At 64.3% G+C, this 19,868-nt stretch carries 25 protein-coding genes; 18 read left to right on the top strand and 7 right to left on the bottom strand.

The genetic code is table 11. The annotated features are described in order from the left end of the window. Window positions 1-64: 64 nt before the first annotated feature. Together IVA79_RS02550 and IVA79_RS02545 are read left to right on the top strand one after the other, a co-directional pair. Window positions 65-313, top strand: a complete 249-nt coding sequence (locus tag IVA79_RS02550; RefSeq protein WP_247550204.1) for a DUF433 domain-containing protein — start codon at window positions 65-67, stop codon at window positions 311-313. Then, complete coding sequence (locus IVA79_RS02545; RefSeq protein ID WP_247550203.1) at window positions 310-552, top strand: DUF5615 family PIN-like protein; 243 nt, start codon at window positions 310-312, stop codon at window positions 550-552. Before IVA79_RS02550 ends, IVA79_RS02545 begins: the two co-directional genes overlap by 4 nt. Before the next feature lie 13 nt (window positions 553-565). On the opposite strand, the gene IVA79_RS02540 is transcribed toward IVA79_RS02545, so the two are convergent. Beyond that, a complete protein-coding gene (locus tag IVA79_RS02540) occupies window positions 566-1,111 on the bottom strand; it encodes an invasion associated locus B family protein (RefSeq protein ID WP_247550202.1) in 546 nt (181 codons plus the stop codon). A 461-nt stretch (window positions 1,112-1,572) separates the two neighbouring features. Here IVA79_RS02540 and coxB point away from each other — a divergent pair, with 461 nt between their 5' ends. From coxB to IVA79_RS02495, 9 genes are all read left to right on the top strand, one after another. After that, the gene (gene coxB / locus IVA79_RS02535; RefSeq protein ID WP_247550201.1) at window positions 1,573-2,412 is read left to right on the top strand and encodes a cytochrome c oxidase subunit II; all 840 of its coding nucleotides are present in this window, start codon (window positions 1,573-1,575) and stop codon (window positions 2,410-2,412) included. An 86-nt stretch (window positions 2,413-2,498) separates the two neighbouring features. Then, window positions 2,499-4,118 carry a cytochrome c oxidase subunit I gene (gene ctaD / locus IVA79_RS02530; protein WP_247550200.1) on the top strand — a complete coding sequence of 540 codons (1,620 nt, stop codon included), beginning with the start codon at window positions 2,499-2,501 and terminating at the stop codon, window positions 4,116-4,118. Window positions 4,119-4,179: 61 nt separating this feature from the next. After that, the gene (locus tag IVA79_RS02525) at window positions 4,180-5,124 is read left to right on the top strand and encodes a heme o synthase (protein WP_247550193.1); all 945 of its coding nucleotides are present in this window, start codon (window positions 4,180-4,182) and stop codon (window positions 5,122-5,124) included. Next, a complete protein-coding gene (locus tag IVA79_RS02520; RefSeq protein ID WP_063197888.1) occupies window positions 5,121-5,297 on the top strand; it encodes a hypothetical protein in 177 nt (58 codons plus the stop codon). The genes IVA79_RS02525 and IVA79_RS02520 overlap by 4 nt, the downstream gene beginning before the upstream one ends. A gap of 5 nt (window positions 5,298-5,302) precedes the next feature. After that, window positions 5,303-5,956: a cytochrome c oxidase assembly protein gene (locus IVA79_RS02515; RefSeq protein WP_247550191.1), complete on the top strand. Its 654-nt coding sequence runs from the start codon at window positions 5,303-5,305 to the stop codon at window positions 5,954-5,956. A 79-nt stretch (window positions 5,957-6,035) separates the two neighbouring features. After that, window positions 6,036-6,932, top strand: a complete 897-nt coding sequence (locus IVA79_RS02510) for a cytochrome c oxidase subunit 3 (RefSeq protein WP_247550189.1) — start codon at window positions 6,036-6,038, stop codon at window positions 6,930-6,932. A gap of 98 nt (window positions 6,933-7,030) precedes the next feature. Continuing rightward, window positions 7,031-7,432 carry a DUF983 domain-containing protein gene (locus IVA79_RS02505; RefSeq protein ID WP_247550188.1) on the top strand — a complete coding sequence of 134 codons (402 nt, stop codon included), beginning with the start codon at window positions 7,031-7,033 and terminating at the stop codon, window positions 7,430-7,432. Further along, window positions 7,429-8,181: an SURF1 family cytochrome oxidase biogenesis protein gene (locus IVA79_RS02500; RefSeq protein WP_247550186.1), complete on the top strand. Its 753-nt coding sequence runs from the start codon at window positions 7,429-7,431 to the stop codon at window positions 8,179-8,181. The genes IVA79_RS02505 and IVA79_RS02500 overlap by 4 nt, the downstream gene beginning before the upstream one ends. A 117-nt stretch (window positions 8,182-8,298) precedes the next feature. Further along, entirely contained in the window at window positions 8,299-8,667 is a 369-nt protein-coding gene (locus tag IVA79_RS02495; protein ID WP_247550184.1) for a nuclear transport factor 2 family protein, read from the top strand. 69 nt (window positions 8,668-8,736) lie between these two features. On the opposite strand, the gene IVA79_RS02490 is transcribed toward IVA79_RS02495, so the two are convergent. Further along, the gene (locus IVA79_RS02490) at window positions 8,737-10,077 is read right to left on the bottom strand and encodes an ATP-binding protein (RefSeq protein WP_247550182.1); all 1,341 of its coding nucleotides are present in this window, start codon (window positions 10,075-10,077) and stop codon (window positions 8,737-8,739) included. Between the two features lie 85 nt (window positions 10,078-10,162). Between IVA79_RS02490 and IVA79_RS02485 the strand changes: the two genes are divergently transcribed. The 5 genes from IVA79_RS02485 to IVA79_RS02465 all read left to right on the top strand — a co-directional run bounded on the left by IVA79_RS02485 (window position 10,163) and on the right by IVA79_RS02465 (window position 15,491). Continuing rightward, window positions 10,163-10,807 (top strand): response regulator transcription factor, encoded by a 645-nt coding sequence (locus tag IVA79_RS02485; protein ID WP_247550180.1) that lies wholly within the window; start codon window positions 10,163-10,165, stop codon window positions 10,805-10,807. Between the two features lie 581 nt (window positions 10,808-11,388). Continuing rightward, window positions 11,389-12,807, top strand: coding sequence for a threonine synthase (gene thrC / locus IVA79_RS02480; protein ID WP_247550178.1), 1,419 nt, complete (start codon window positions 11,389-11,391; stop codon window positions 12,805-12,807). Then, the gene (locus tag IVA79_RS02475) at window positions 12,804-14,093 is read left to right on the top strand and encodes a pitrilysin family protein (protein ID WP_247550176.1); all 1,290 of its coding nucleotides are present in this window, start codon (window positions 12,804-12,806) and stop codon (window positions 14,091-14,093) included. Before thrC ends, IVA79_RS02475 begins: the two co-directional genes overlap by 4 nt. Before the next feature lie 38 nt (window positions 14,094-14,131). Continuing rightward, the gene (locus IVA79_RS02470; RefSeq protein WP_212079711.1) at window positions 14,132-14,719 is read left to right on the top strand and encodes a GNAT family protein; all 588 of its coding nucleotides are present in this window, start codon (window positions 14,132-14,134) and stop codon (window positions 14,717-14,719) included. A 121-nt stretch (window positions 14,720-14,840) separates the two neighbouring features. Beyond that, on the top strand, window positions 14,841-15,491 hold the full coding sequence (locus tag IVA79_RS02465; RefSeq protein WP_247550174.1) for a hypothetical protein: 651 nt from the start codon (window positions 14,841-14,843) through the stop codon (window positions 15,489-15,491). 224 nt (window positions 15,492-15,715) lie between these two features. Here IVA79_RS02465 and IVA79_RS02460 read toward each other — a convergent pair whose 3' ends face one another. The 5 genes from IVA79_RS02460 to IVA79_RS02440 all read right to left on the bottom strand — a co-directional run bounded on the left by IVA79_RS02460 (window position 15,716) and on the right by IVA79_RS02440 (window position 18,355). Then, window positions 15,716-16,201, bottom strand: a complete 486-nt coding sequence (locus IVA79_RS02460; RefSeq protein WP_247550172.1) for an ATP F0F1 synthase subunit B — start codon at window positions 16,199-16,201, stop codon at window positions 15,716-15,718. 5 nt (window positions 16,202-16,206) lie between these two features. Further along, window positions 16,207-16,773: a F0F1 ATP synthase subunit B' gene (locus IVA79_RS02455; protein ID WP_247550170.1), complete on the bottom strand. Its 567-nt coding sequence runs from the start codon at window positions 16,771-16,773 to the stop codon at window positions 16,207-16,209. Window positions 16,774-16,835: 62 nt separating this feature from the next. Further along, window positions 16,836-17,066, bottom strand: a complete 231-nt coding sequence (locus tag IVA79_RS02450) for a F0F1 ATP synthase subunit C (RefSeq protein ID WP_007599451.1) — start codon at window positions 17,064-17,066, stop codon at window positions 16,836-16,838. Between the two features lie 53 nt (window positions 17,067-17,119). Continuing rightward, window positions 17,120-17,869, bottom strand: a complete 750-nt coding sequence (locus tag IVA79_RS02445) for a F0F1 ATP synthase subunit A (protein WP_247550169.1) — start codon at window positions 17,867-17,869, stop codon at window positions 17,120-17,122. A 111-nt stretch (window positions 17,870-17,980) separates the two neighbouring features. Beyond that, entirely contained in the window at window positions 17,981-18,355 is a 375-nt protein-coding gene (locus tag IVA79_RS02440; protein ID WP_247550167.1) for an AtpZ/AtpI family protein, read from the bottom strand. 359 nt (window positions 18,356-18,714) lie between these two features. Here IVA79_RS02440 and IVA79_RS02435 point away from each other — a divergent pair, with 359 nt between their 5' ends. After that, on the top strand, window positions 18,715-19,236 hold the full coding sequence (locus IVA79_RS02435) for a hypothetical protein (RefSeq protein WP_247550165.1): 522 nt from the start codon (window positions 18,715-18,717) through the stop codon (window positions 19,234-19,236). Window positions 19,237-19,372: 136 nt separating this feature from the next. Next, the gene (locus IVA79_RS02430; protein ID WP_247550549.1) at window positions 19,373-19,846 is read left to right on the top strand and encodes a secondary thiamine-phosphate synthase enzyme YjbQ; all 474 of its coding nucleotides are present in this window, start codon (window positions 19,373-19,375) and stop codon (window positions 19,844-19,846) included. Window positions 19,847-19,868: the final 22 nt, after the last annotated feature.

The following is a 19,868-nucleotide window of genomic DNA, read 5'->3' as shown; positions in this document are numbered from 1 at the left end:
CAGATTACGGAAAGGATAGGGTGGGGCGAAGGGTCGATGGGGATGCTGCATCCAGTGCGGATCGATGATATCCTATGTCCATGGATTACCGGATTACCGAGACATCATCTCGATTGAGCCCGGCAAGCGTGGAGGGCGACCGTGCATCCGCCACATGCGGATCGCCGTGGCGGATGTGCTCGGCTGGTTGGCTGCCGGTCAGACCCATGCTCAGATCCTCGATGACTTCCCTGAATTGACCGAGGGCGATATCCGCGCTTGCCTGGCTTACGCCGCTGACCGCGAGAGGCGATTGGTGACCGCGCCGACATGAGGCTGCTGTTCGATCAGAATCTCAGCTTCAAGCTTTGCCAGATGATGGCCGATCTTTTTCCGGATTCCGCTCATGCCCGGTCTCACGGACTCTCGGAAGCGACTGATCGTGTCTTTTGGGAGTTTGCAAAGGCAAATGGCTTTGCAATTGTGAGCCAGGACGTCGATTTCGCCGAGATGGCAGGTCTGTTGGGCTCGCCTCCCAAGGATCGTAGCGCGGCGTGTCTGGAGATTTATTAGGTCCGACTTGCCCCTACGGCAGCTTGTCATACCCCTCGCCGAGCCCGTTCAGGCTGAGCGGGAAGCCGATGCCTTCTTCGGGGGTCTCGAAGATGATGAAGGTGGCGGTCTTGGCGGTGCGGAGCTGGCCGAGCAGCTTGTCGTCCATGACGACCTCGGCAACGCAGCCATTGGGCAGGCAGCGGACGAATCCGGCACGGCCGACGTCCTGGTTGTCGAGCTTGAGGCCGAGACCGGAGGGCAGCAGGACCCCCAGGGGCGCGACCACACGCATCAGCCGGCTCTTCTGGTCGGCGGTCTTGAGCACGATGACGGTCAGGCCGGCATTGGAGCGGTCTTCCGCCACCACGCTCTGGATCAGGGCGCATTGCTCGCTCTGGGCGCCCGGCGGCGTGTCGCAGCGGATCTGCCAGTCGCCATGAACGGAGCGGACCGCGCCCTGCGCATGGGCAAGGCCAGGAAGTGCCAGAAGGACGAGCGCAGCGAGCAGGGCGGCCAGCGCCGGGAGGCGGCTAAGCTGCCGTGTAGCCGGCCTTGCCATCGATTTCGAAAGCCCCATCGGGTCGGTCCCTCTGCTCGCCTGGGTCGCTCGCGCTTGGCGGACTAGTCTGGCGGACTGATACGGGAATGACGGCGTCTTGAAGGCGATTCCCAAGCAAATTCCACGCCGCCTCGCGCCGCCGCCGCCCGCACGAATCAGGTTCCTGCGCGGCCATCTGCCAGTGCCTACCGCGGGCAATTCCGCTGTCAAGCGGCAGCATCCCGAGAAACGGTATTTTTGTCTGATCTTACTAGGAAATATCTTGCGGGTGATCGCTGTCAGATCGGGCTCAAGACTGCATTGCGATAGATCAAGAATTATGGTTTGAGAGGCTTGATTTCGGCGTTCTAGCGATCTGGCCCCAATTCCTCTTAGAGGTATTCTTGCGCGGCGGTTTGTCAGGCGGGCGGATCGAATAAGCGTTTCCCGGACACAGGGCGGCGCACTTGGGGTGATTTCGTAAGGGGAGCGCGAACGGCATGAGGATGTCGATGGGCCGGATGGGCCGGCAGTTGCTGGGATTGGCCGTGGCGGGTCTGACGCTGGCGACGGGCGGTGCGGCATTTGCCGAGCTCGGACAACCGAAGCCCTGGGAATGGACGCTTCAGGAATCCGCTTCCCCGGTGATGGACAACATCGTCTGGTTCCACAACTTCCTGTTCGTGCTGATCACGCTGATTACGCTGTTCGTTCTGGCGCTGCTCGTGGTCGTGGTCGTCAAGTTCAACGCGCGGGCCAATCCGGTGCCGTCGCGCACCACCCACAACACGCTGATCGAAGTGGCCTGGACGCTTGTTCCGGTGCTGATCCTGGTCGGCATCTCGGTGCCGTCGTTCCGGCTTCTGTTCCTCGAGCTCGACGTGCCAAAGGCGGATATCACCATCAAGGCGACCGGCAAGCAGTGGTACTGGTCCTATGCCTACCCCGACAACGGCAAGTTCGAGTTCGATTCGCTGATGGCGCAGGACAAGCAGCCCCGCCTGCTCGGCGTCGACAACGAGATGGTGGTGCCGGTCAACAAGGTGATTCGTGTCCAGGTTACCGGCGCCGACGTCATCCACGCCTTCGCGCTGCCGGCTTTCGGCGTCAAGATCGACGCCATTCCGGGGCGGCTGAACGAGACCTGGTTCAAAGCCAGCAAGACCGGCATGTTCTACGGCCAGTGCTCGGAGCTCTGCGGCAAGGACCACGCCTTCATGCCGATCGCGATTCGTGTCGTGGAGGACCAGGAATTCGCCTCCTGGGTCGAGACGGCGAAGAAGAAATATGCGAGCGGCGGCGCCAGCACCTACGCCTCCGCGGCCGGCCCGACGCAGTGAGCGTCGGGGCACGGCTTGAGGGACTGAAAGCGACATAAGGGCGGGACCTCCAAAGGTCCGAATGGGACGCAAGGCAGGATTTGAAAATGGCAACGAGCGCAGCGGCACACGGCGATCACGCCCACGGACATGACGAGCATGCCCATCCGACCGGATGGCGCCGTTACGTCTATTCGACCAATCACAAGGACATCGGCACGATGTACCTGATCTTCGCGGTCATCGCCGGCGTCATCGGCGCCGCGATGTCGATCGCGATCCGTGCCGAGCTGATGTATCCGGGCGTGCAGGTCTTCCACGAGACGCACACCTATAACGTGTTCGTGACCTCGCACGGCCTGATCATGATCTTCTTCATGGTCATGCCCGCGATGATCGGCGGCTTCGGCAACTGGTTCGTGCCGCTGATGATCGGTGCGCCCGACATGGCGTTCCCGCGCATGAACAACATCTCGTTCTGGCTGCTGCCGGCCTCGTTCGCGCTGCTGCTGATGTCGACCTTCGTCGAGGGCGAGCCGGGCGCCAACGGCGTCGGCGCCGGCTGGACCATGTACGTGCCGCTGTCGAGCTCCGGCCATCCGGGCCCGGCCGTCGACTTCGCGATCCTGTCGCTGCATCTGGCGGGCGCCTCCTCGATCCTCGGCGCCATCAACTTCATCACCACGATCTTCAACATGCGCGCGCCGGGCATGACCCTGCACAAGATGCCGTTGTTCGTGTGGTCGATCCTGGTGACGGTGTTCCTGCTGCTGCTGTCGCTGCCGGTGCTCGCCGGTGCGATCACCATGCTGCTCACCGACCGCAATTTCCACACGACGTTCTTCGCGCCTGATGGCGGCGGCGATCCGGTGCTGTTCCAGCACCTGTTCTGGTTCTTCGGCCACCCCGAAGTGTACATCCTGATCCTGCCCGGCTTCGGCATGATCAGCCAGATCGTCTCGACCTTCTCGCGCAAGCCCGTGTTCGGCTATCTCGGCATGGCCTATGCCATGGTCGCGATCGGCGGCATCGGCTTCGTGGTGTGGGCGCACCACATGTACACGGTCGGCATGTCCTCGGCGACGCAGGCCTATTTCGTCGCCGCGACGATGGTCATCGCGGTTCCGACCGGCGTGAAGATCTTCTCGTGGATCGCCACCATGTGGGGCGGCTCGATCGAATTCCGCGCCCCGATGATCTGGGCTGTGGGCTTCATCTTCCTGTTCACGGTCGGCGGCGTCACCGGCGTCGTGCTGGCGAATGCCGGCGTCGACCGCGTGCTGCAGGAGACCTACTACGTCGTCGCGCACTTCCACTACGTGCTGTCGCTCGGCGCGGTGTTCGCGATCTTCGCCGGCTGGTACTACTGGTTCCCGAAGATGTCGGGCTACATGTACAATGAGTGGCTCGCGAAAGCGCATTTCTGGGTCACCTTCATCGGCGTCAACCTGGTGTTCTTCCCGCAGCACTTCCTCGGCCTGTCCGGCATGCCGCGCCGCTATGTCGACTATCCCGATGCCTTCGCGGGCTGGAACCTGGTCTCGTCGGTCGGCTCCTACATCTCCGGCTTCGGCGTCCTGATCTTCCTCTACTGCGTGGTCGACGCCTTCATGAAGAAGGTGCCGGCGGGCGACAATCCGTGGGGTGCGGGCGCGACCACCCTGGAATGGACGCTGCCCTCGCCGCCGCCGTTCCACCAGTTCGAAGTGCTGCCCCGCGTGCAGTAAGCCACCTCCCGCGGCGCCCATGACGGGCGCCGCGGCGCTATAACGAAGCGAGTTGAATTTAGTGTCCGTCCTCGACCACAACGCCCTCGACATCAATCCCCGCATCTCCGAGGCGGAGGTCGGCGACTACATCGCGCTGTTGAAGCCGCGGGTGATGTCGCTGGTGATCTTCACCGCGCTGGTCGGGATGGCGATGGCGCCGGGACACTTCCACCCCGTGCTCGCCTTCACCTCGCTGCTCTGCATCGCCGTCGGTGCCGGCGCCTCCGGCGCGCTCAACATGGCGCTCGAGGGCGACATCGACGCCAAGATGTCGCGCACGGCGAACCGTCCGATCCCGCGCGGCCGCATCACCCGCCCCGAGGCGATGGCGTTCGGCATGACGCTGTCCTTCTTCTCGGTGATGACGCTCGGCATCCTCGTCAACTGGATCGCGGGCGCGCTGCTCGCCTTCACCATCTTCTTCTACGTCGTGATCTACACGATGTGGCTGAAGCGCTGGACCGCGCAGAACATCGTGATCGGCGGCGCCGCCGGCGCGCTGCCGCCGGTGGTGGCCTGGGCCGCCGTGACGGGCACCGTCGACGTCGAGCCGCTGCTGCTGTTCGCCATCATCTTCTTCTGGACGCCGCCGCACTTCTGGGCGCTGGCGCTGTTCCGCTCCGACGACTATGCGCGCGCCGGCATTCCGATGCTGCCCAACGTCGCCGGTCCCGATGCGACGCGCCTGCAGATCCTGCTCTACACCATCGTGCTGATCGCGGTCGCCGCCGCGCCCTGGGCGCTCGGCTATTTCGACGCCGTCTACGGCATCGTCTCGCTGATCCTGGGAGCCGGCATGCTGGTGCTCGCGATCAACGTCTATCTGCGCCGCGAGCGCAGCCAATCGCTGCGTGCGACCCGCAAGCTGTTTGCCTTCTCGATCCTCTATCTGTTCGTGCTGTTCGCGACCCTGCTGGCCGAGGTCGTGTTCCGGGCACTGGCTCCGATGGTTGGGGGCGCATGATCACAGCGATGGCCGACAAACCTGAGACAGACGGAATCGTCCTCACCGAGGCGCAGAAGAAGAGTCGTCGTCAGCGCTCCATTGCCATCGCCTTGGCGCTCGGCGTGCTCGTGGTGCTGTTCTTCGCCGTCACCATGGTCAAGGGGCCGGCAGTTCTCGTGCGGCCGATGTAGCAAACATGGATCACGAGCCGACCATATCGCGGGATGTCAGTGCCAAGCCGGCCAATCCTAAGCCGGCCAAGCGCCGCGGGCTGGGTCGCGATGCGCTGGTCGCCTCGATCTGCGGCGGCGTGGTCGCGCTGATGGTCGGTGCCTCCTACGCGGCGGTGCCGTTCTACAACTGGTTCTGCCGTGCCACCGGTTTCAACGGCACCACCCAGGTTGCGACCTCCGCGCCGGCCACCGGCCCGATCGCGCGAAAAATCTCGGTGCGCTTCGACTCCAACGTCGCGCCCGGCCTGCCCTGGAAATTCGAGCCGGAGCAGAACGAGATCGAGGTCAATATCGGAGAGGTCACGACCGTGTTCTACACCGTGACCAACCAGGCCGCGCGCACCACGGCCGGGCAGGCCGCCTACAATGTCGCGCCACTGACGGTCGGCTCCTACTTCCAGAAGATCAACTGCTTCTGCTTCACCGAGCAGACCATGGCGCCCGGCGAGAAGCGCGAGATGCCGGTGGTGTTCTACGTTGATCCCTCGATCGCCAGTGACCACGAGAACGACGGGCTGAACACGATCACGCTGTCCTACACCTTCTATCCGGTGAAGGATCCGGTGGTGAAGCCGCTGGCATCGGGCGAAGGCGACAAACGCAAGGGAAATCTCTGATCGCCGGGCGCGCGCTCGAGAGGTCGGAACCAAGGGGATAAGTGCCCGACAGGCACGGGATTGAGGAGAGAGACCGCAAATGGCAACGGCGCACACCAAGCATCACGACTATCATCTGGTCGATCCCTCTCCGTGGCCGGCCGTCGGTTCGCTCTCGGCCTTCATCATGGCGGTCGGCGCGATCGCCTGGATGCACCACATGTTCTCGGCCGCGCCGATCGTGTTCGGCATCGGTACCGTAGGCGTGCTCTACACCATGGCGAGCTGGTGGGGCGACGTGATCAAGGAAGCCCAGTACAAGGGCGACCACACCCGCGTCGTGCAGCTGCATCACCGCTACGGCATGATCCTGTTCATCGCCTCCGAGGTGATGTTCTTCGTCGCCTGGTTCTGGGCCTATTTCAACGCGGCGCTGTTTCCGGCCGACGCCGTCCACGCCACCCGCGACGCCGTGTTCGGCTGCGGCCTCGGCACCCAGGCCGGCGCCTGCGCGGTCCCCGGCACCTGGCCGCCGAAGGGCATCGAGACCTTCGATCCCTGGCATCTGCCGCTGCTGAACACGCTGATCCTGCTCACCTCGGGCACGACAGTGACCTGGGCGCACCACGCGCTGCTCGAGAACGACCGTCAGGGCCTGAAATACGGCCTGATCCTCACCGTCGTGCTCGGCGCGCTCTTCACCTGCGTGCAAGCCTATGAGTACGGCCACGCGGCGTTCTCGTTCGGCGGTAACGTCTATGGCGCGACCTTCTTCATGGCGACCGGCTTCCACGGCTTCCACGTGCTGGTCGGCACCATCTTCCTGCTCGTCTGCCTGATCCGTGCCTATGCCGGCCATTTCACGCCGAAGCAGCACCTCGGCTTCGAGTTCGCCGCCTGGTACTGGCACTTCGTCGACGTGGTCTGGCTGTTCCTGTTCCTCTGCATCTACGTCTGGGGACACGGCGCCGAGACCATGGCCCACGGCGCGCACTGAGCCGCGACGATCAGATCAGAAAGGGCGGCCGAGCGGCCGCCCTTTCGCTTTTGGGCCGCCGGAAGCCTCAGCGAAAACTGTGATAGAGTCCGCAAATCATGAACGACACCGCCGGCAAACCCGAGCCCGAAACCACAGTCCTGCAAAGCGCGCTGCGCGGGCTTGCCTGCAGATGTCCGCGCTGCGGTCAGGGCAAGCTCTATGCGGGCATCTTGACGCTCGCGCCCGCCTGCGACCGCTGCGGACTCGATTACGCCTTCATCGATAGCGGCGACGGTCCGGCGATCTTCATCATCATGCTGGCCGGTGGCATCGTCGTTGCGGCCGCACTCATCGTCGAGGTCAAATACCAGCCGCCGTACTGGCTGCATGCGGCGCTGTGGTTGCCGCTGATCCTGGCCACCACGCTTCTGCCGTTGCGTGCGATGAAGTCGCTGCTGATCGCGCTGCAATTCCACCACAAGGCGGCGCCGGGCCGGTTGGTCGACCGCGCGAAATGAACCAGCCTGCGCGCAAGCCCCGCGTGGCCGGCTTCGCGCTGTTCACGCTGTTCCTGACGGCCGTCTTCGTCGCGCTCGGCGTTTGGCAATTGCAGCGCCGGACCGCCAAGCACGAACTGATCGCGGCACTCACCGAGCGTCTGGCCGAGGCGCCCATCGCGCTGCCGCCGCCGGCGCAATGGGCTGCACTCAATCCCGCGCGCGACGAGTTCCGCCGCGTCAGCTTCACCGCGACCTATGCAGCGCTGCCCGATGCGATGGTCTATTCCTCCGGTTCGGCGGTGCGCAAGGATGCCTCCGGCCCGGGCACCTGGGCCTTCCTGCCGGCGCGGCTTCCCAGCGGCGAGACGGTCGTGATCGATGCGGGCTTCGTCGAGAACAGTATGCAGGACCGCAGCGTCGAGGATCGCGCGGTGAAGAAGCTCGTCACCGGGCAGCCGGCCGCGCTCACCGGTTATCTGCGCTTTCCCGAGCCGTCCGGCTGGCTGACGCCGGCGGAGGATCGCAGCAAGCGGCTCTGGTTCGTGCGCGATCATCTGGCAATCGCAAGCGCACTCGGCTGGGGCGCGGTTGCGCCGTTCTATGTCGATCTCGAGCGGCCGGCGCCCGAGAACGGCATTCCGCGCGTGGGGCCGCTCGACGTGCATCTGAAGGACGATCACCTGCAATATGCCATCACCTGGTTCACGCTTGCAGGCGCGGTGCTGATCGCCTTCGCCGTGTGGGCAAGAGGCCGGCGGCAGAGCTGAGCAGGCCGAAGGTCCCTGGGGGGAACCCGGTATCGCCCGGGGTTTATTATTCAGCGCACATTCACGAGTGTGGTCCTAAGCCGCACGTGATGTCCCGCGGCAGACAGGGATTGCGACGTGAGCGATTTCGATCAGATGGGAATTGTCGTCGACTGGGTGGACGCCTGCCGGAAGGGCGACCTCACGATGTTGCTCGACCTCTATGCGGACGACGCCCAGGTCGAATGCACGTGCAACGGCGCGCAACGCTATCGCGGCCGGAGCGAGCTCGAGGCCTATTGGCAGCCGCGGCTCAGTGCCTTCTCCCTGGCGGGGTTCGGGCTGGAGGAGATCCGCCCCTCGCCCTATGGCGTCGATCTCGAATATTCCGTCGCCGGCGCGCTGCGCATTCACGCCTCGTTTCGCTTCAGCCCGGAAGGCAAGATCCGCAGCACGCTGTGCGAGCCGGCGCGACAGAACGCGCATGATGGTTGCTGTGCATGCTAAGGCATGATCCGGAAAAGTGCGAAGCGGTGTTCCGAAGAGATCATGCTCAAACAACGACCTGAAGCGCGATCAGTCGCCGGCCTGCGCCTCGCGCACCGGTTCGGCCGGCAGGCGGCAGCGTACATAGGTTCGTTCGTCCACGCGCAGCAGTGACAGCGATCCGCTGAGCGCGCGCACGCGCTCATGCATGCCGGTCAGGCCACGGCCGAAGACATTGTCGGCGGGAAAGCCGCCGCCGTCGTCGGAGATCTCGATGACGAGCGCCTCACCGTTGACGGTCGCCTGGACGTGGGCGCTGCTGGCCTTGGCGTGGCGCAGCACGTTGGTCAGTGCCTCCTGGATCACCCGATAGATGGTCCGCGCCAACGGCCCGTCGATCACGTTCAGCTCCGGATCGATCGTATCCGTCAGGACGATATGCGGTGCCTGCTTGCGAAAGTTCCGGAGCAGCGTCTGCACGCTGGTCGCAAGGCCCAGCTCCTCGATGTACAGTGGCCGCAGCCGATCCAGGATGCGGCGGTTGGTCTGCTGGAGCGCCTCGACCGATTGCAGCATCTGCTGGGCCGAGTTGCCAAGATTTCCCACCGGCGGCGAGGCTTCGATCAGCGCGATCGCACCGGCGCGGATGCTGAACAGCAGCGGTCCGAGCTCGTCATGCAATTCGCGGGCGAGATCACGCCGCTCGTCGTCCTGGAGCGACACCAGGCGGTGCATCAGATCGCGATTGTCCTGACTCAATTGCGCCAGCGTTGCAGCCAGCGCATTTGCTTCCGCACAGCTCCGCCGAATCTCCGGAGGCCCTCCGACCGGGATCGGCTTTGCGTAGTCGCCACACCGCATCCGAGTGAGGCCCTCACCGAGATTCTGCAGGGGCCGCAGCGCCGACCCCGCGAAGACGTAGGCGATGATCCCAGTGAGCACCGTCAGCACGGCGACGAGGCTGGTCAGCGCCAGGAAGCCGATCCACTTCTCGAACAGGTCGGCTGAGAGGTCCGGCAGGAACACGATATCGCCGATACGCTTGCCATCGATCAACACCGGGGCCGCAGCGTCCGTGTCCGGCACCACAAGCAGGTTGACGAACCATTGCGGTACTCCCTGCAGGTTGCGCGCGGCACTGTTTGGCGAAGACGCAGGCCGACCTTCCGCGGGGCGGAACTGGATATCCGAGGAGGTGGTCAAGGATTGGACAAAGGCGTCGAGTATCTTCTGCGGATTGTCCGACGCGCGCAAAGTGTTGTTGAGTGCCGTGGCGATCGTTCGGGTCGAACGTCGAGCGGGCTCGTTCTCGTCGGCCAGCTGATCAGTTGCAAAGATCTGCAGCAATATGCCGCCTAGGATCAAGGCTGCGAGAAAGCTCGCGCCGAGTGGAAGAAACAGTTGCGTTCTGAACGACAGTCGTTGCCACATTAGGTCAATTCTAACGCGCATCGGCGGGATTTGCTCTTTCCATTTGTTCCCGCCGGTCTAAGAGTCAAAAAAAAGCGAGTGCGCGATGCAAGATACCGCCAAGCCGGGGACCCGGGTCCTGATCGTCGACGACCATCCCGTGGTGCTGTCCGGTTGCCGCACCCTGTTCGCTTCGGACCATTCGATCCGTATCGACGAGGCGACGGACGCCAAATCCGGGCATCGCGCCTATGTCAGCAAGCGGCCGGACGTCGCCGTGATCGATATCAGCCTGCCTGATGTCTCCGGCTTCGAGCTGATGCGCCGCATCCGCAAGGACGACCCCGACGCCAAGATCATCCTGTTCAGCATGAACGACGATCCGGCCTTCGTGGTGCGGGCAGTCGAGCTCGGTGCGCAGGGCTATGTGTCCAAGGGCGACGATCCCAGGATCCTGCTGAAAGCGGTGCGCAAGGTGGTCGCAGGCGACAATTTCATCTCGCCGCAGCTCGCGGAAGCCGTGACGTTTTCCGGCGCGGCGATCAAGGCCAACCCGGCCTCGCAGATGACGCCGAGGGAGCTCGAAATTCTCCGCCTGCTCGGACGCGGCGACAAGATCGTGGAAGTCGCCGAGGCGCTCGGCATCTCCTACAAGACGGTCGCCAACACCACGTCCCTGCTCAAGCAGAAGTTAGGGGCCAAGAATCATTCCGACCTGATCAGGATCGCGGTGGAAATCGGGTTGAATTGACGTCGCGGGCGCTTGGCGCCCGGGCACTGCCGGCCCGGAAGCACCGAACCGGCTACTCCAGGATGCAGCCGGTTCGGCGGGGCGGATCGGCGTCAGCGTGCAGCCGGGCAATGCATGGACACCGCCGACACCCATCCGCGGACACAATGAGCCCAGCTGGCAATCGTTCCGATGCTATCCGCAACTGTCGGGACAAAACGGCAATCGGCGGGGCGAATTCGCTCGAACGGGCTCATAAGAGCTCGGGCGCCTCGGGAAAAATAGGAACATGTTCTCGCACGCCTCGTTTTCGCCCTTGACGGTTTCGTGACAGGGGACGAAAGGTTGCGCGAACAGTTTTGACGGGTCGGCGACCCGACAGAGGCAAACCGGTCTGCACACATCAACGACAGACCTTCCAAGAGAGGGCTGCGGCATGGCCGCAGCCCTTTTTGCTGCGAAGGGGCGCGGATGGGGAAGCGGTTTCCCGATGCCGCAAAACACTTTATGGTGGCCCAAAGCCTCTGGCTGTTAACAAGTAATTTCGTGAAATCAAAGGCTTAAGGATCGCGCTTCGGTTCGGCCTGCCTTTGGAGGGCAGTTTGACTCGTTATATCTCGACCCGGGGCGAGGCCCCCGAACTCGGCTTCTGCGACGTGATGCTGACCGGGCTCGCCCGGGATGGCGGCCTGTATGTGCCGACCATCTGGCCGCAACTCTCCACCGATGCCATCGCCGGCTTCTTCGGCCGTCCCTATTGGGAGGTCGCGGTCGACGTGATTCGTCCCTTCGCGGGTGGCGAGATCAGCGACGCCGAACTCGGCCGCATGGCAAACGAGGCCTATGCGACCTTCCGCCATCCGGCGGTGGTGCCGCTGCGCCAGATGTCGCCGCACCAGTTCGTGCTGGAGCTGTTCCACGGCCCGACGCTCGCCTTCAAGGACGTGGCGATGCAGCTGATCTCTCGGCTGATGGACCACGTGCTCGCCAAGCGCGGCCAACGCACCACCATCGTGGTCGCGACGTCAGGCGATACTGGTGGCGCCGCGGTCGAGGCCTTTGCAGGACTTGAGAATGTGGACCTCGTCGTGCTGTTCCCGCACGGCCGCATCTCCGAGGTGCAGCGGCGGATGATGACGTCGACGGGCGCGGCCAATGTCCATGCGCTCGCCATCGAGGGCAATTTCGACGATTGCCAGGCGCTCGTGAAGGGAATGTTCAACAACCATCGCTTCCGCGATGCGACCTCGCTGTCCGGCGTCAATTCCATCAACTGGGCGCGCATCGTCGCCCAGGTGGTCTACTATTTCACCTCCGCCGTCGCCGTCGGCGCGCCGGCGCGCGCGGTGGATTTCGTCGTGCCGACCGGCAATTTCGGCGATATCTTTGCCGGCTATGTCGCCAAGCGCATGGGCCTGCCGGTGCGGACCCTGCGCATCGCCGCCAACGTCAACGACATCCTGGCGCGCACGCTGAAGACGGGGATCTATGAGGTGCGCGAGGTGCACGCGACGGCGTCGCCGTCGATGGATATCCAGATCTCGTCGAATTTCGAGCGGCTGCTGTTCGAGGCCGGCCGGCGCGATGCGGCGAGCGTGCGCCGTCTGATGGATTCGCTGAAGCAGTCAGGACGTTTCGTGCTGCCCGATGCGACGCTGGCCGCAATCCGCGAGGAGTTCGACGCCGGGCGCGCCGACGAGACCGAGACCGCGGCTGCGATCCGCGCCGGCTGGCGCGAGGCAGGCGAGCTGGTCGATCCCCATACGGCGGTGGCGCTCGCCGTCGCTGACCGCGACACCACGGATACGCGGGTGCCGAGCATCGTGCTCTCGACCGCCCATCCGGCCAAATTCCCCGACGCTGTCGAAGCGGCCTGCGGCCAGCGGCCGCAATTGCCGGCCTGGCTCGACGGATTGATGACCAAATCCGAACACATGAAGGTGATGAAGAACGATCAGGCCGAGATCGAGCGGTTCGTGCTGTCAGTCAGCCGGGCCGCAAAGCAAGGAGTTGCCGGATGAGCGTCGAGATTTCCAAGCTTGCCTCCGGCCTGACCGTCGTCACCGACAAGATGCCCCATCTCGAGACTGCGGCGCTCGGCGTCTGGGCCGGCGTCGGCGGACGCGACGAGAAGCCGAACGAGCACGGCATTTCGCATCTCTTGGAGCACATGGCGTTCAAGGGCACGACCAAGCGCTCCTCGCGCGAGATCGTCGAGGAGATCGAAGCGGTCGGCGGCGACCTCAATGCCGGCACCTCGACCGAGACCACGTCCTATTATGCGCGGGTGCTCAAGGCCGACGTGCCGCTGGCGCTCGACGTGCTCGCCGACATCCTCGCCAATCCCGCCTTCGAGCCCGACGAGCTGGAGCGTGAGAAGAACGTCATCGTGCAGGAGATCGGTGCCGCACAGGATACGCCGGATGACGTCGTGTTCGAGCATCTCAACGAGCTCTGCTATCCCGACCAGCCGATGGGCCGCTCGCTGCTCGGCACGGCCAAGACCTTGCGCGCCTTCAACCGCGACATGCTGCGCGGCTATCTCTCGACGCATTATCGCGGGCCCGACATGGTGGTGGCCGCGGCAGGCGCGGTCGATCACAGCCAAGTGGTCGCCGAGGCCGAGAAGCGCTTTGCGAGTTTCGAGGCGACGCCGGGCCCGAAGCCGCAAACCGCCCAGTTCGGCAAGGGCGGCGCCAAGGTGGTGCATCGCGAGCTGGAGCAGGCGCATCTGACGCTGGCGCTGGAAGGCGTGCCGCAGACTGATTTGTCGCTGTTCTCGCTCCAGGTCTTCACCAACATCCTCGGCGGCGGAATGTCGTCGCGCCTGTTCCAGGAGGTGCGCGAGAAGCGCGGCCTCTGCTACTCCATCTACTCGTTCCACGCGCCCTATACCGATACCGGCTTTTTCGGTCTCTACACCGGCACCGATCCGGCCGATGCGCCGGAGATGATGGAGGTCGTGGTCGACATCATGAACGAGTCGGTGGAGACGCTGACCGAGGCCGAGATCGCGCGGGCCAAGGCACAGATGAAGGCTGGTCTGCTGATGGCGCTGGAGAGCTGCTCGTCCCGTGCCGAGCAGCTCGCCCGGCACGTGCTGGCCTATGGCCGGCCGCAGACGGTCGAGGAGCTGGTCGGCCGGATCGACGCCGTCAGCGTCGAATCGACCCGGGACGCGGCGCGTGCGCTGTTGTCGCGGAGCCGGCCCGCCGTTGTCGCATTGGGCAGTGGCAGGGGTCTGGACACGGCGGTGTCTTTTGCGGAAGGATTGACCCGGGCACGTGCCAAGGCGCGGTTGCATTAGGAGCCGCGCGCGGGCGATCTGCCCCGGGAAGCATCACCATGGCCCTCTTTCGCCTGCCGTCCAGTGGACCCGCCGCCCTCGCGCCGCGCGGCAACGGGTTGTTGTTGCGCGCGCCGCAGATGTCGGACTTCCTGCAATGGGCGCATTTGCGCGAGTCCAGCCGGGACTACCTGACGCCCTGGGAGCCGATCTGGCCGTCGGACGATCTCACCCGCTCCGGCTTCCGCCGACGTCTGCGCCGCTATTCCGAGGACATCGCCGCGGACCGTTCCTATCCGTTTCTGATCTTCCGCGAGCTCGACGGCGCCATGGTCGGCGGCATCACGCTGGCCAACGTGCGGCGCGGGATCGTGCAGGCCGGCACCATCGGCTATTGGGTCGGGCAACCCCATGCCCATCGCGGCTATATGACGGCTGCGCTGCGGGTCCTGCTGCCGACGCTGTTCGGCGAGCTCAATTTGCATCGCGTCGAGGCGGCCTGCATCCCGACCAATGCGCCGTCGATTCGGGTGCTGGAGAAGTGCGGCTTCTCCCGCGAGGGGCTGGCGCGCCGCTATCTCTGCATCAACGGGATCTGGCAGGACCATTTGCTGTTCGGCCTGCTGCACGAGGATTTCCGCGGCTGAGCAGCCCGATTCGTGCGGCCAACTCCCCCTTTTTGCTGCCTTGGGTTCGCCGATTTTGGCGATATAAGGCGCGAGGCCTACCGGTGATCGGCCGGGTTTTTGTCATGGAGTAGGGGCTTTGATGGGGAAGCAGCTTCGGTCATCGCGGAATGTGCTGCGGCGGATGCCGGCGATCGCGCTTGTCTTGTCGGTGTCGTTCGCAGCGGTGTCGCCGGTCGCGGCGCAGTCACTGACCGACCGCTTCAAGAGCCTGTTCGGCGGCAAGTCCGACCAGCCAGCCGAGCCCAAGCCGGCGCCTGCGCCCGGCCAGCCCGCCGAAGACGATCTCGATTGCCCGCAGGTCACGGTGCGCGCGGGGGCCTCGACCTACGCGGTTGGAGCCACCGGCAAGCCGGCCGTTGGCAATGAAATCCGCTTCCAGGCCTCGATCACCAAGATGGCGCGCGAATGTGCCCGCAGCAGCGCTGGCATCACGGCCCGGATCGGCATCCAGGGCCGCGTCATCGCCGGTCCCGCCGGTGCGCCTGCCTCCGTCGAGGTGCCCCTGCGCATCGCCGTCGTGCAGGGCGGCGTTGGCGAGAAGGTGATTGCCTCGAAGGCCTACCGGACCACGGTCGATATGACCGCGGGCGGCAGTGTGCCCTTCACCTTCGTCGCCGAGGATATGACCTATCCGGTGCCGTCGGCCGCGGTCGCCGATAATTACATTTTCTATGTCGGCTTCGACCCGCAGGCGCTGTCGCCGGAGCCGAAGGGGCGGAAGAAGAAATAGCCGAAGATTCGTGCCCCGGACGCAGCGCAGCGCTCCCGGCGATGCGAAGCATCGTCCGGAGCGGTGCGCTGCAGAGCCGGGGCCCGTCCGGCTGTAAGAACTGGATCCCGGCTCTGCGTCGCGTCATTGCATGCCGCGCCGCGTCCGGAACACGAGAGTCTTTCAGACAAACAAAAAAGCCGGCGCTCATCGCGCCGGCTTTTTGATTGGTGAAGGCAGATCCCTCAGTTCAGCTTCTGCCGGACTTCGGTGATGCCCTTGGCGAGCAGATCGTCGGCAACCTGGCCCTTGACCGACTGCGACAGGATCGTGGAGGCAGCCTGGACAGCGGCTTCCGCGGCTGCGGCGCGGACATCGGCCAGCGCCTGGGCCTCGGCGAGCGCGATCTTGCTCTCCGCGGTCTTGGTGCGGCGGGCGACGAAGTCTTCCATCTTCGCCTTGGCATCGGCCGCGATGCGCTCGGCTTCGGCCTTGGCATTGGCGATGATGTCGGCGGCTTCGCGCTCGGCGGTGGCACTGCGCGCCTTGTAGTCGGCGAGCACCTTGGCCGCTTCCTGCTTGAGGCGCTGGGCGTCGTCGAGCTCGGCCTTGATGCGGTCGGCACGATGATCGAGCGCGGTCATCGCCGACTTGAAGACCCCGAGATAGCCGAACACGACCATCAGGATCACGAAAGCGATGGCGACCCAGGTTTCAGGATCGAAGAACATCTCGACTAACCTTTCAGCGACGCATCGACCGCTGCATTGACTGACGCGGCATCGGGGACGATGCCGGTGAGCTGTTGCACGATCTGACCTGCCGCATCGGCCGCGATGCCGCGGACATTGCTCATGGCGGCGGTGCGGGTCGAGGCGATGGTCTTTTCCGCCCCGGCGAGCTTGGCCGCCAGTTGTTCTTCCAGAGCCTTGCGCTCGGCGTCCGCCTGCGCGTTCGCCTTGTCGCGGGATTCGTTGCCGATCGCCTGCGCCCGCGAACGCGCCGCAGCGAGTTCGCTTTCATAGGCCTTCAGCGCCGCTTCGGACTGGTCCTTCAGCTTCTGCGCCTCAGTGAGGTCACCCTCGATCTTGTTCTGACGCGCTTCGATCGCCCCGCCGACCTTCGGCAGAGCGAGCTTGGACACGATCACATAAAGCACGACGAAGAAGATCGCGAGCGACACCAGCTGCGAAGCATAGTTGCTGCTCTCGAACGGCGGAAAGCCGCCACCGTGGTGACCACCGTCAGCCCCGGTGTGGGCGCCCGCCGCCGGACTCTTCGCCCCGCCATGACTCTCAGCCATGGAGTACTCCTGTTGCTGTCATGCGCGCCGCTTCGGTTGAAGCGGCGCGAAGAACGTCGTCCTCAGAGCGGAACGAACAGCAGCAGCAGCGCGATCAGCAGCGAGAAAATGCCGAGCGCTTCGGTCACGGCGAAGCCGAAGATCAGGTTGCCGAACTGGCCCTGAGCGGCCGACGGGTTACGAACGGCCGCGGCGAGGTAGTTGCCGAAGATCACGCCCACGCCGACGCCCGCACCGCCCATGCCGATGCACGCGATGCCCGCGCCGATAAGTTTTGCTGCTGCCGGATCCATTTTAGACTCCTTGGAAGAAAGATTGGGTTTTGGGTGGAAATTCCCCGGACCGCTCAGTGTCCCGGATGAATGGCGTCGTTGAGGTAGATGCAGGTCAGGATCGCAAACACATAGGCTTGCAGGAACGCGACCAGAATCTCGAGCGCGTACAGCGCGACCGTGAGCGCCAGCGGCAGCACGCCGCCGACCCAGCCGAGGGCGCCGAGCGAGAAGCCGAGCATGGCGACGAAGCCCGCGAACACCTTCAGCGCGATGTGGCCGGCCAGCATGTTGGCGAACAGACGGACGCTGTGGGAGACCGGCCGCAGGAAGAACGACAGGATCTCGATGAACATCACCAGCGGAAGGATGTAGCCGGGGACACCGTGGGGCACGAAGATCGAGAAGAATTTCAGGCCGTTCTTGGCAACGCCGTAGATCAGGACGGTGAAGAAGACCAGCAGCGCGAGCGCTGCGGTGACGATCAGATGGCTCGACACCGTGAAGGTATAGGGGATGATGCCGACCAGGTTCGAGACGCAGATGAACATGAATAGCGAGAAGATCAGCGGGAAGAACTTCATGCCTTCCGCGCCGGCTGTCGAACGGATGGTCGAGGCTACGAATTCGTAGGAGATCTCGGCGACCGACTGCAGGCGCCCGGGCACCAGCTGCGTGCCGCTGGCAAGCATCAGGAGCGAGATGATCGCCACCGCCACCAGCATGTAGAGCGACGAATTGGTGAAGGCGATCGTGTGATTGCCGATATGGCCCAGGGTAAAGAGAGGCTCGATGTTGAACTGGTGGATCGGGTCGATTTTCATCAGCGCGGCATCTCTTGGTCTGCCGGGCAATGCCGGCGGGTCTCGGTCTGCCGGCCGGGCCGGCCCGTACCGGCGAAGCCGGCACGATCATTCCTCTCTTGGTGGGACGGCTTACGAACCACCGCGCCTGTTTTGACCCGCGCCCGCCGTTCTCACCACATTCACCACGCCGGCGACGAAGCCCAGCAACAGGAACACGATAAACCCGAAAGGCGACGTCGACAGCAAGCGGTCGAACCCCCAGCCAATCCCCGCTCCGACCACGACACCGGCGATCAACTCCGAGGATAATCGGAAACCAAGCGCCATCGCCGAAGCTCTGGCCGCTCTGTCTTCACCGTCACCTGCGGGTTGCTCGGTCTTGATCCGGCGGTCGCGAAACTCGGACAACCGCTGATCAAGATTTCCGAGCCGTTCGGAAAGCGCAGCTTCCTCGGGCGATTTATCGCGATCTCCATTCTCGCCGTGTCCCGTGCCCTGTGTCATGCAACGAAGACCCGAAACGCCGCGGCTGAATGGAAATTACGCCCGCCACCCTCAAAAGCCGCGCGGACCATACTGATGGCCCATAATCAAGTCAAGCCAAGTCACGATTGCGTCGCTTTCGGTTATGTGGCTGATTTATTTGATGATATTGGCGCGCACGGCAGCGCTGCACACAGCGTGACGCCGCACCGCAGCAGCTCGCCTCGGGATCGGTGAAGGCGGTCGTCCTTTCGCCGCGCTGCCGGGATCAAAGACGTCGCCGCGATCGTTGATGTCAGTACACGTTTTGGGCGGCGGACCGTCTCACCGGGGTGTAGAATTTGCCGGATTGCCACCTGCAGATCGTGGCGGAGAGCGCGATGAGACCCGTGACATCATCCACAACATCCTGGCTTGCGGCGGCGGCATTTGCCGCGGCGATGGCCGTCAGTGGCGGTCTCGAGGCCGCGCAATCCGCGCCCGACAGCGAAAACGGTCGCTACAGCATGACACCGATCCCCGAAGGCGTGCTGCGGCTCGACACGCGCACCGGCACGGTATCGACCTGCACCAAGAACGGCGCCGGCTGGGCCTGCTACGCGGTGCCCGACGAACGGACGGCGCTCGATGCCGAGATCGGCAGGCTCCAGGCCGAGGTCGAGAAGTTGAAGGGACAGCTCGCGGCGGGGCCGACGGTGTCGGGCAAGATCGACGAGGCGCTGCCGAAATCCGACCCGTTGAAGAAAGCCGAGCCCAAGGTCGGCGACGGCGAGCGCAAGATCGAGATCCCGCTGCCGAGCGATCAGGACGTCGATCGCGTGATGTCGTTTCTGGAAAAGGCCTGGCGGCGGCTGATCGACATGGCCAACCGCGTTCAGAAGGACGTGTCGGGGAAGATTTGACACGAAGCGAGGTGCCGTAGGGTGGGCAAAGGCGTTCTTACGCCGTGCCCACCATGTCTCTAAAATCATGAAAAAAGACGTGGGCACGCTTCGCTTTGCCCACCCTACGGCGGCTTTCCGAATTGAGAGACCTATGATGACATCAGGCAAATCCGTTACCCGCTCGGCGCCATCGACGGTGCAAGCCACCGTCATCTCATCGTCGCTGCTGACCGTGCAGACGTCGGGCCGCGGCTTCACTGATCTCACCGGCGAAGCCGCAAAATTCGTCGCCGAGGCGCACGCGCATGACGGCGCGTTGACGCTGTTCATCCGCCATACCTCGGCCTCGCTGACGATTCAGGAGAACGCCGATCCTTCCGTGCTGGTCGACCTCACCACGGCGCTGTCGCGGCTCGCGCCGGAAAACGGCGGCTGGACGCACGATACGGAGGGGCCCGACGACATGCCGGCGCACATCAAGACCATGCTGACGCAGACTTCGCTTCATGTGCCGGTCCTGAACGGCAAACTTGCGCTCGGCACCTGGCAGGCGATCTACCTGATCGAGCATCGCAGCCGCCCGCACCACCGCGAGATCGTGCTGCAGTTCATCGGCAGCAATCAGTAAGCGCTCAAAACAAAACCGGCCG

Source organism: Bradyrhizobium sp. 138, from assembly GCF_023074075.1.
Classification (GTDB): domain Bacteria; phylum Pseudomonadota; class Alphaproteobacteria; order Rhizobiales; family Xanthobacteraceae; genus Bradyrhizobium.
The sequence above is the reverse complement of the archived record's forward strand: the minus strand, read 5'-3'. Positions and strand labels throughout refer to the sequence as shown.

Excerpts from the sequence above, each read along its gene's own strand:
- IVA79_RS02465 (WP_247550174.1), top strand. The coding sequence starts at position 14,841 with ATGGGGAAGCAGCTTCGGTCATCGCGGAATGTGCTGCGGCGGATGCCG.
- ctaD (WP_247550200.1), top strand. The coding sequence starts at position 2,499 with ATGGCAACGAGCGCAGCGGCACACGGCGATCACGCCCACGGACATGAC.
- IVA79_RS02445 (WP_247550169.1), bottom strand. The coding sequence starts at position 17,869 with ATGAAAATCGACCCGATCCACCAGTTCAACATCGAGCCTCTCTTTACC.
- IVA79_RS02440 (WP_247550167.1), bottom strand. The coding sequence starts at position 18,355 with ATGACACAGGGCACGGGACACGGCGAGAATGGAGATCGCGATAAATCG.
- IVA79_RS02510 (WP_247550189.1), top strand. The coding sequence starts at position 6,036 with ATGGCAACGGCGCACACCAAGCATCACGACTATCATCTGGTCGATCCC.
- IVA79_RS02505 (WP_247550188.1), top strand. The coding sequence starts at position 7,031 with ATGAACGACACCGCCGGCAAACCCGAGCCCGAAACCACAGTCCTGCAA.
- IVA79_RS02545 (WP_247550203.1), top strand. The coding sequence starts at position 310 with ATGAGGCTGCTGTTCGATCAGAATCTCAGCTTCAAGCTTTGCCAGATG.
- IVA79_RS02515 (WP_247550191.1), top strand. The coding sequence starts at position 5,303 with ATGGATCACGAGCCGACCATATCGCGGGATGTCAGTGCCAAGCCGGCC.
- IVA79_RS02470 (WP_212079711.1), top strand. The coding sequence starts at position 14,132 with ATGGCCCTCTTTCGCCTGCCGTCCAGTGGACCCGCCGCCCTCGCGCCG.
- IVA79_RS02455 (WP_247550170.1), bottom strand. The coding sequence starts at position 16,773 with ATGGCTGAGAGTCATGGCGGGGCGAAGAGTCCGGCGGCGGGCGCCCAC.
- IVA79_RS02435 (WP_247550165.1), top strand. The coding sequence starts at position 18,715 with ATGAGACCCGTGACATCATCCACAACATCCTGGCTTGCGGCGGCGGCA.
- coxB (WP_247550201.1), top strand. The coding sequence starts at position 1,573 with ATGAGGATGTCGATGGGCCGGATGGGCCGGCAGTTGCTGGGATTGGCC.
- IVA79_RS02550 (WP_247550204.1), top strand. The coding sequence starts at position 65 with ATGATATCCTATGTCCATGGATTACCGGATTACCGAGACATCATCTCG.
- IVA79_RS02485 (WP_247550180.1), top strand. The coding sequence starts at position 10,163 with ATGCAAGATACCGCCAAGCCGGGGACCCGGGTCCTGATCGTCGACGAC.
- IVA79_RS02475 (WP_247550176.1), top strand. The coding sequence starts at position 12,804 with ATGAGCGTCGAGATTTCCAAGCTTGCCTCCGGCCTGACCGTCGTCACC.
- IVA79_RS02540 (WP_247550202.1), bottom strand. The coding sequence starts at position 1,111 with ATGGGGCTTTCGAAATCGATGGCAAGGCCGGCTACACGGCAGCTTAGC.
- IVA79_RS02490 (WP_247550182.1), bottom strand. The coding sequence starts at position 10,077 with ATGTGGCAACGACTGTCGTTCAGAACGCAACTGTTTCTTCCACTCGGC.
- IVA79_RS02520 (WP_063197888.1), top strand. The coding sequence starts at position 5,121 with ATGATCACAGCGATGGCCGACAAACCTGAGACAGACGGAATCGTCCTC.
- IVA79_RS02430 (WP_247550549.1), top strand. The coding sequence starts at position 19,373 with ATGACATCAGGCAAATCCGTTACCCGCTCGGCGCCATCGACGGTGCAA.
- IVA79_RS02460 (WP_247550172.1), bottom strand. The coding sequence starts at position 16,201 with ATGTTCTTCGATCCTGAAACCTGGGTCGCCATCGCTTTCGTGATCCTG.
- IVA79_RS02450 (WP_007599451.1), bottom strand. The coding sequence starts at position 17,066 with ATGGATCCGGCAGCAGCAAAACTTATCGGCGCGGGCATCGCGTGCATC.
- IVA79_RS02500 (WP_247550186.1), top strand. The coding sequence starts at position 7,429 with ATGAACCAGCCTGCGCGCAAGCCCCGCGTGGCCGGCTTCGCGCTGTTC.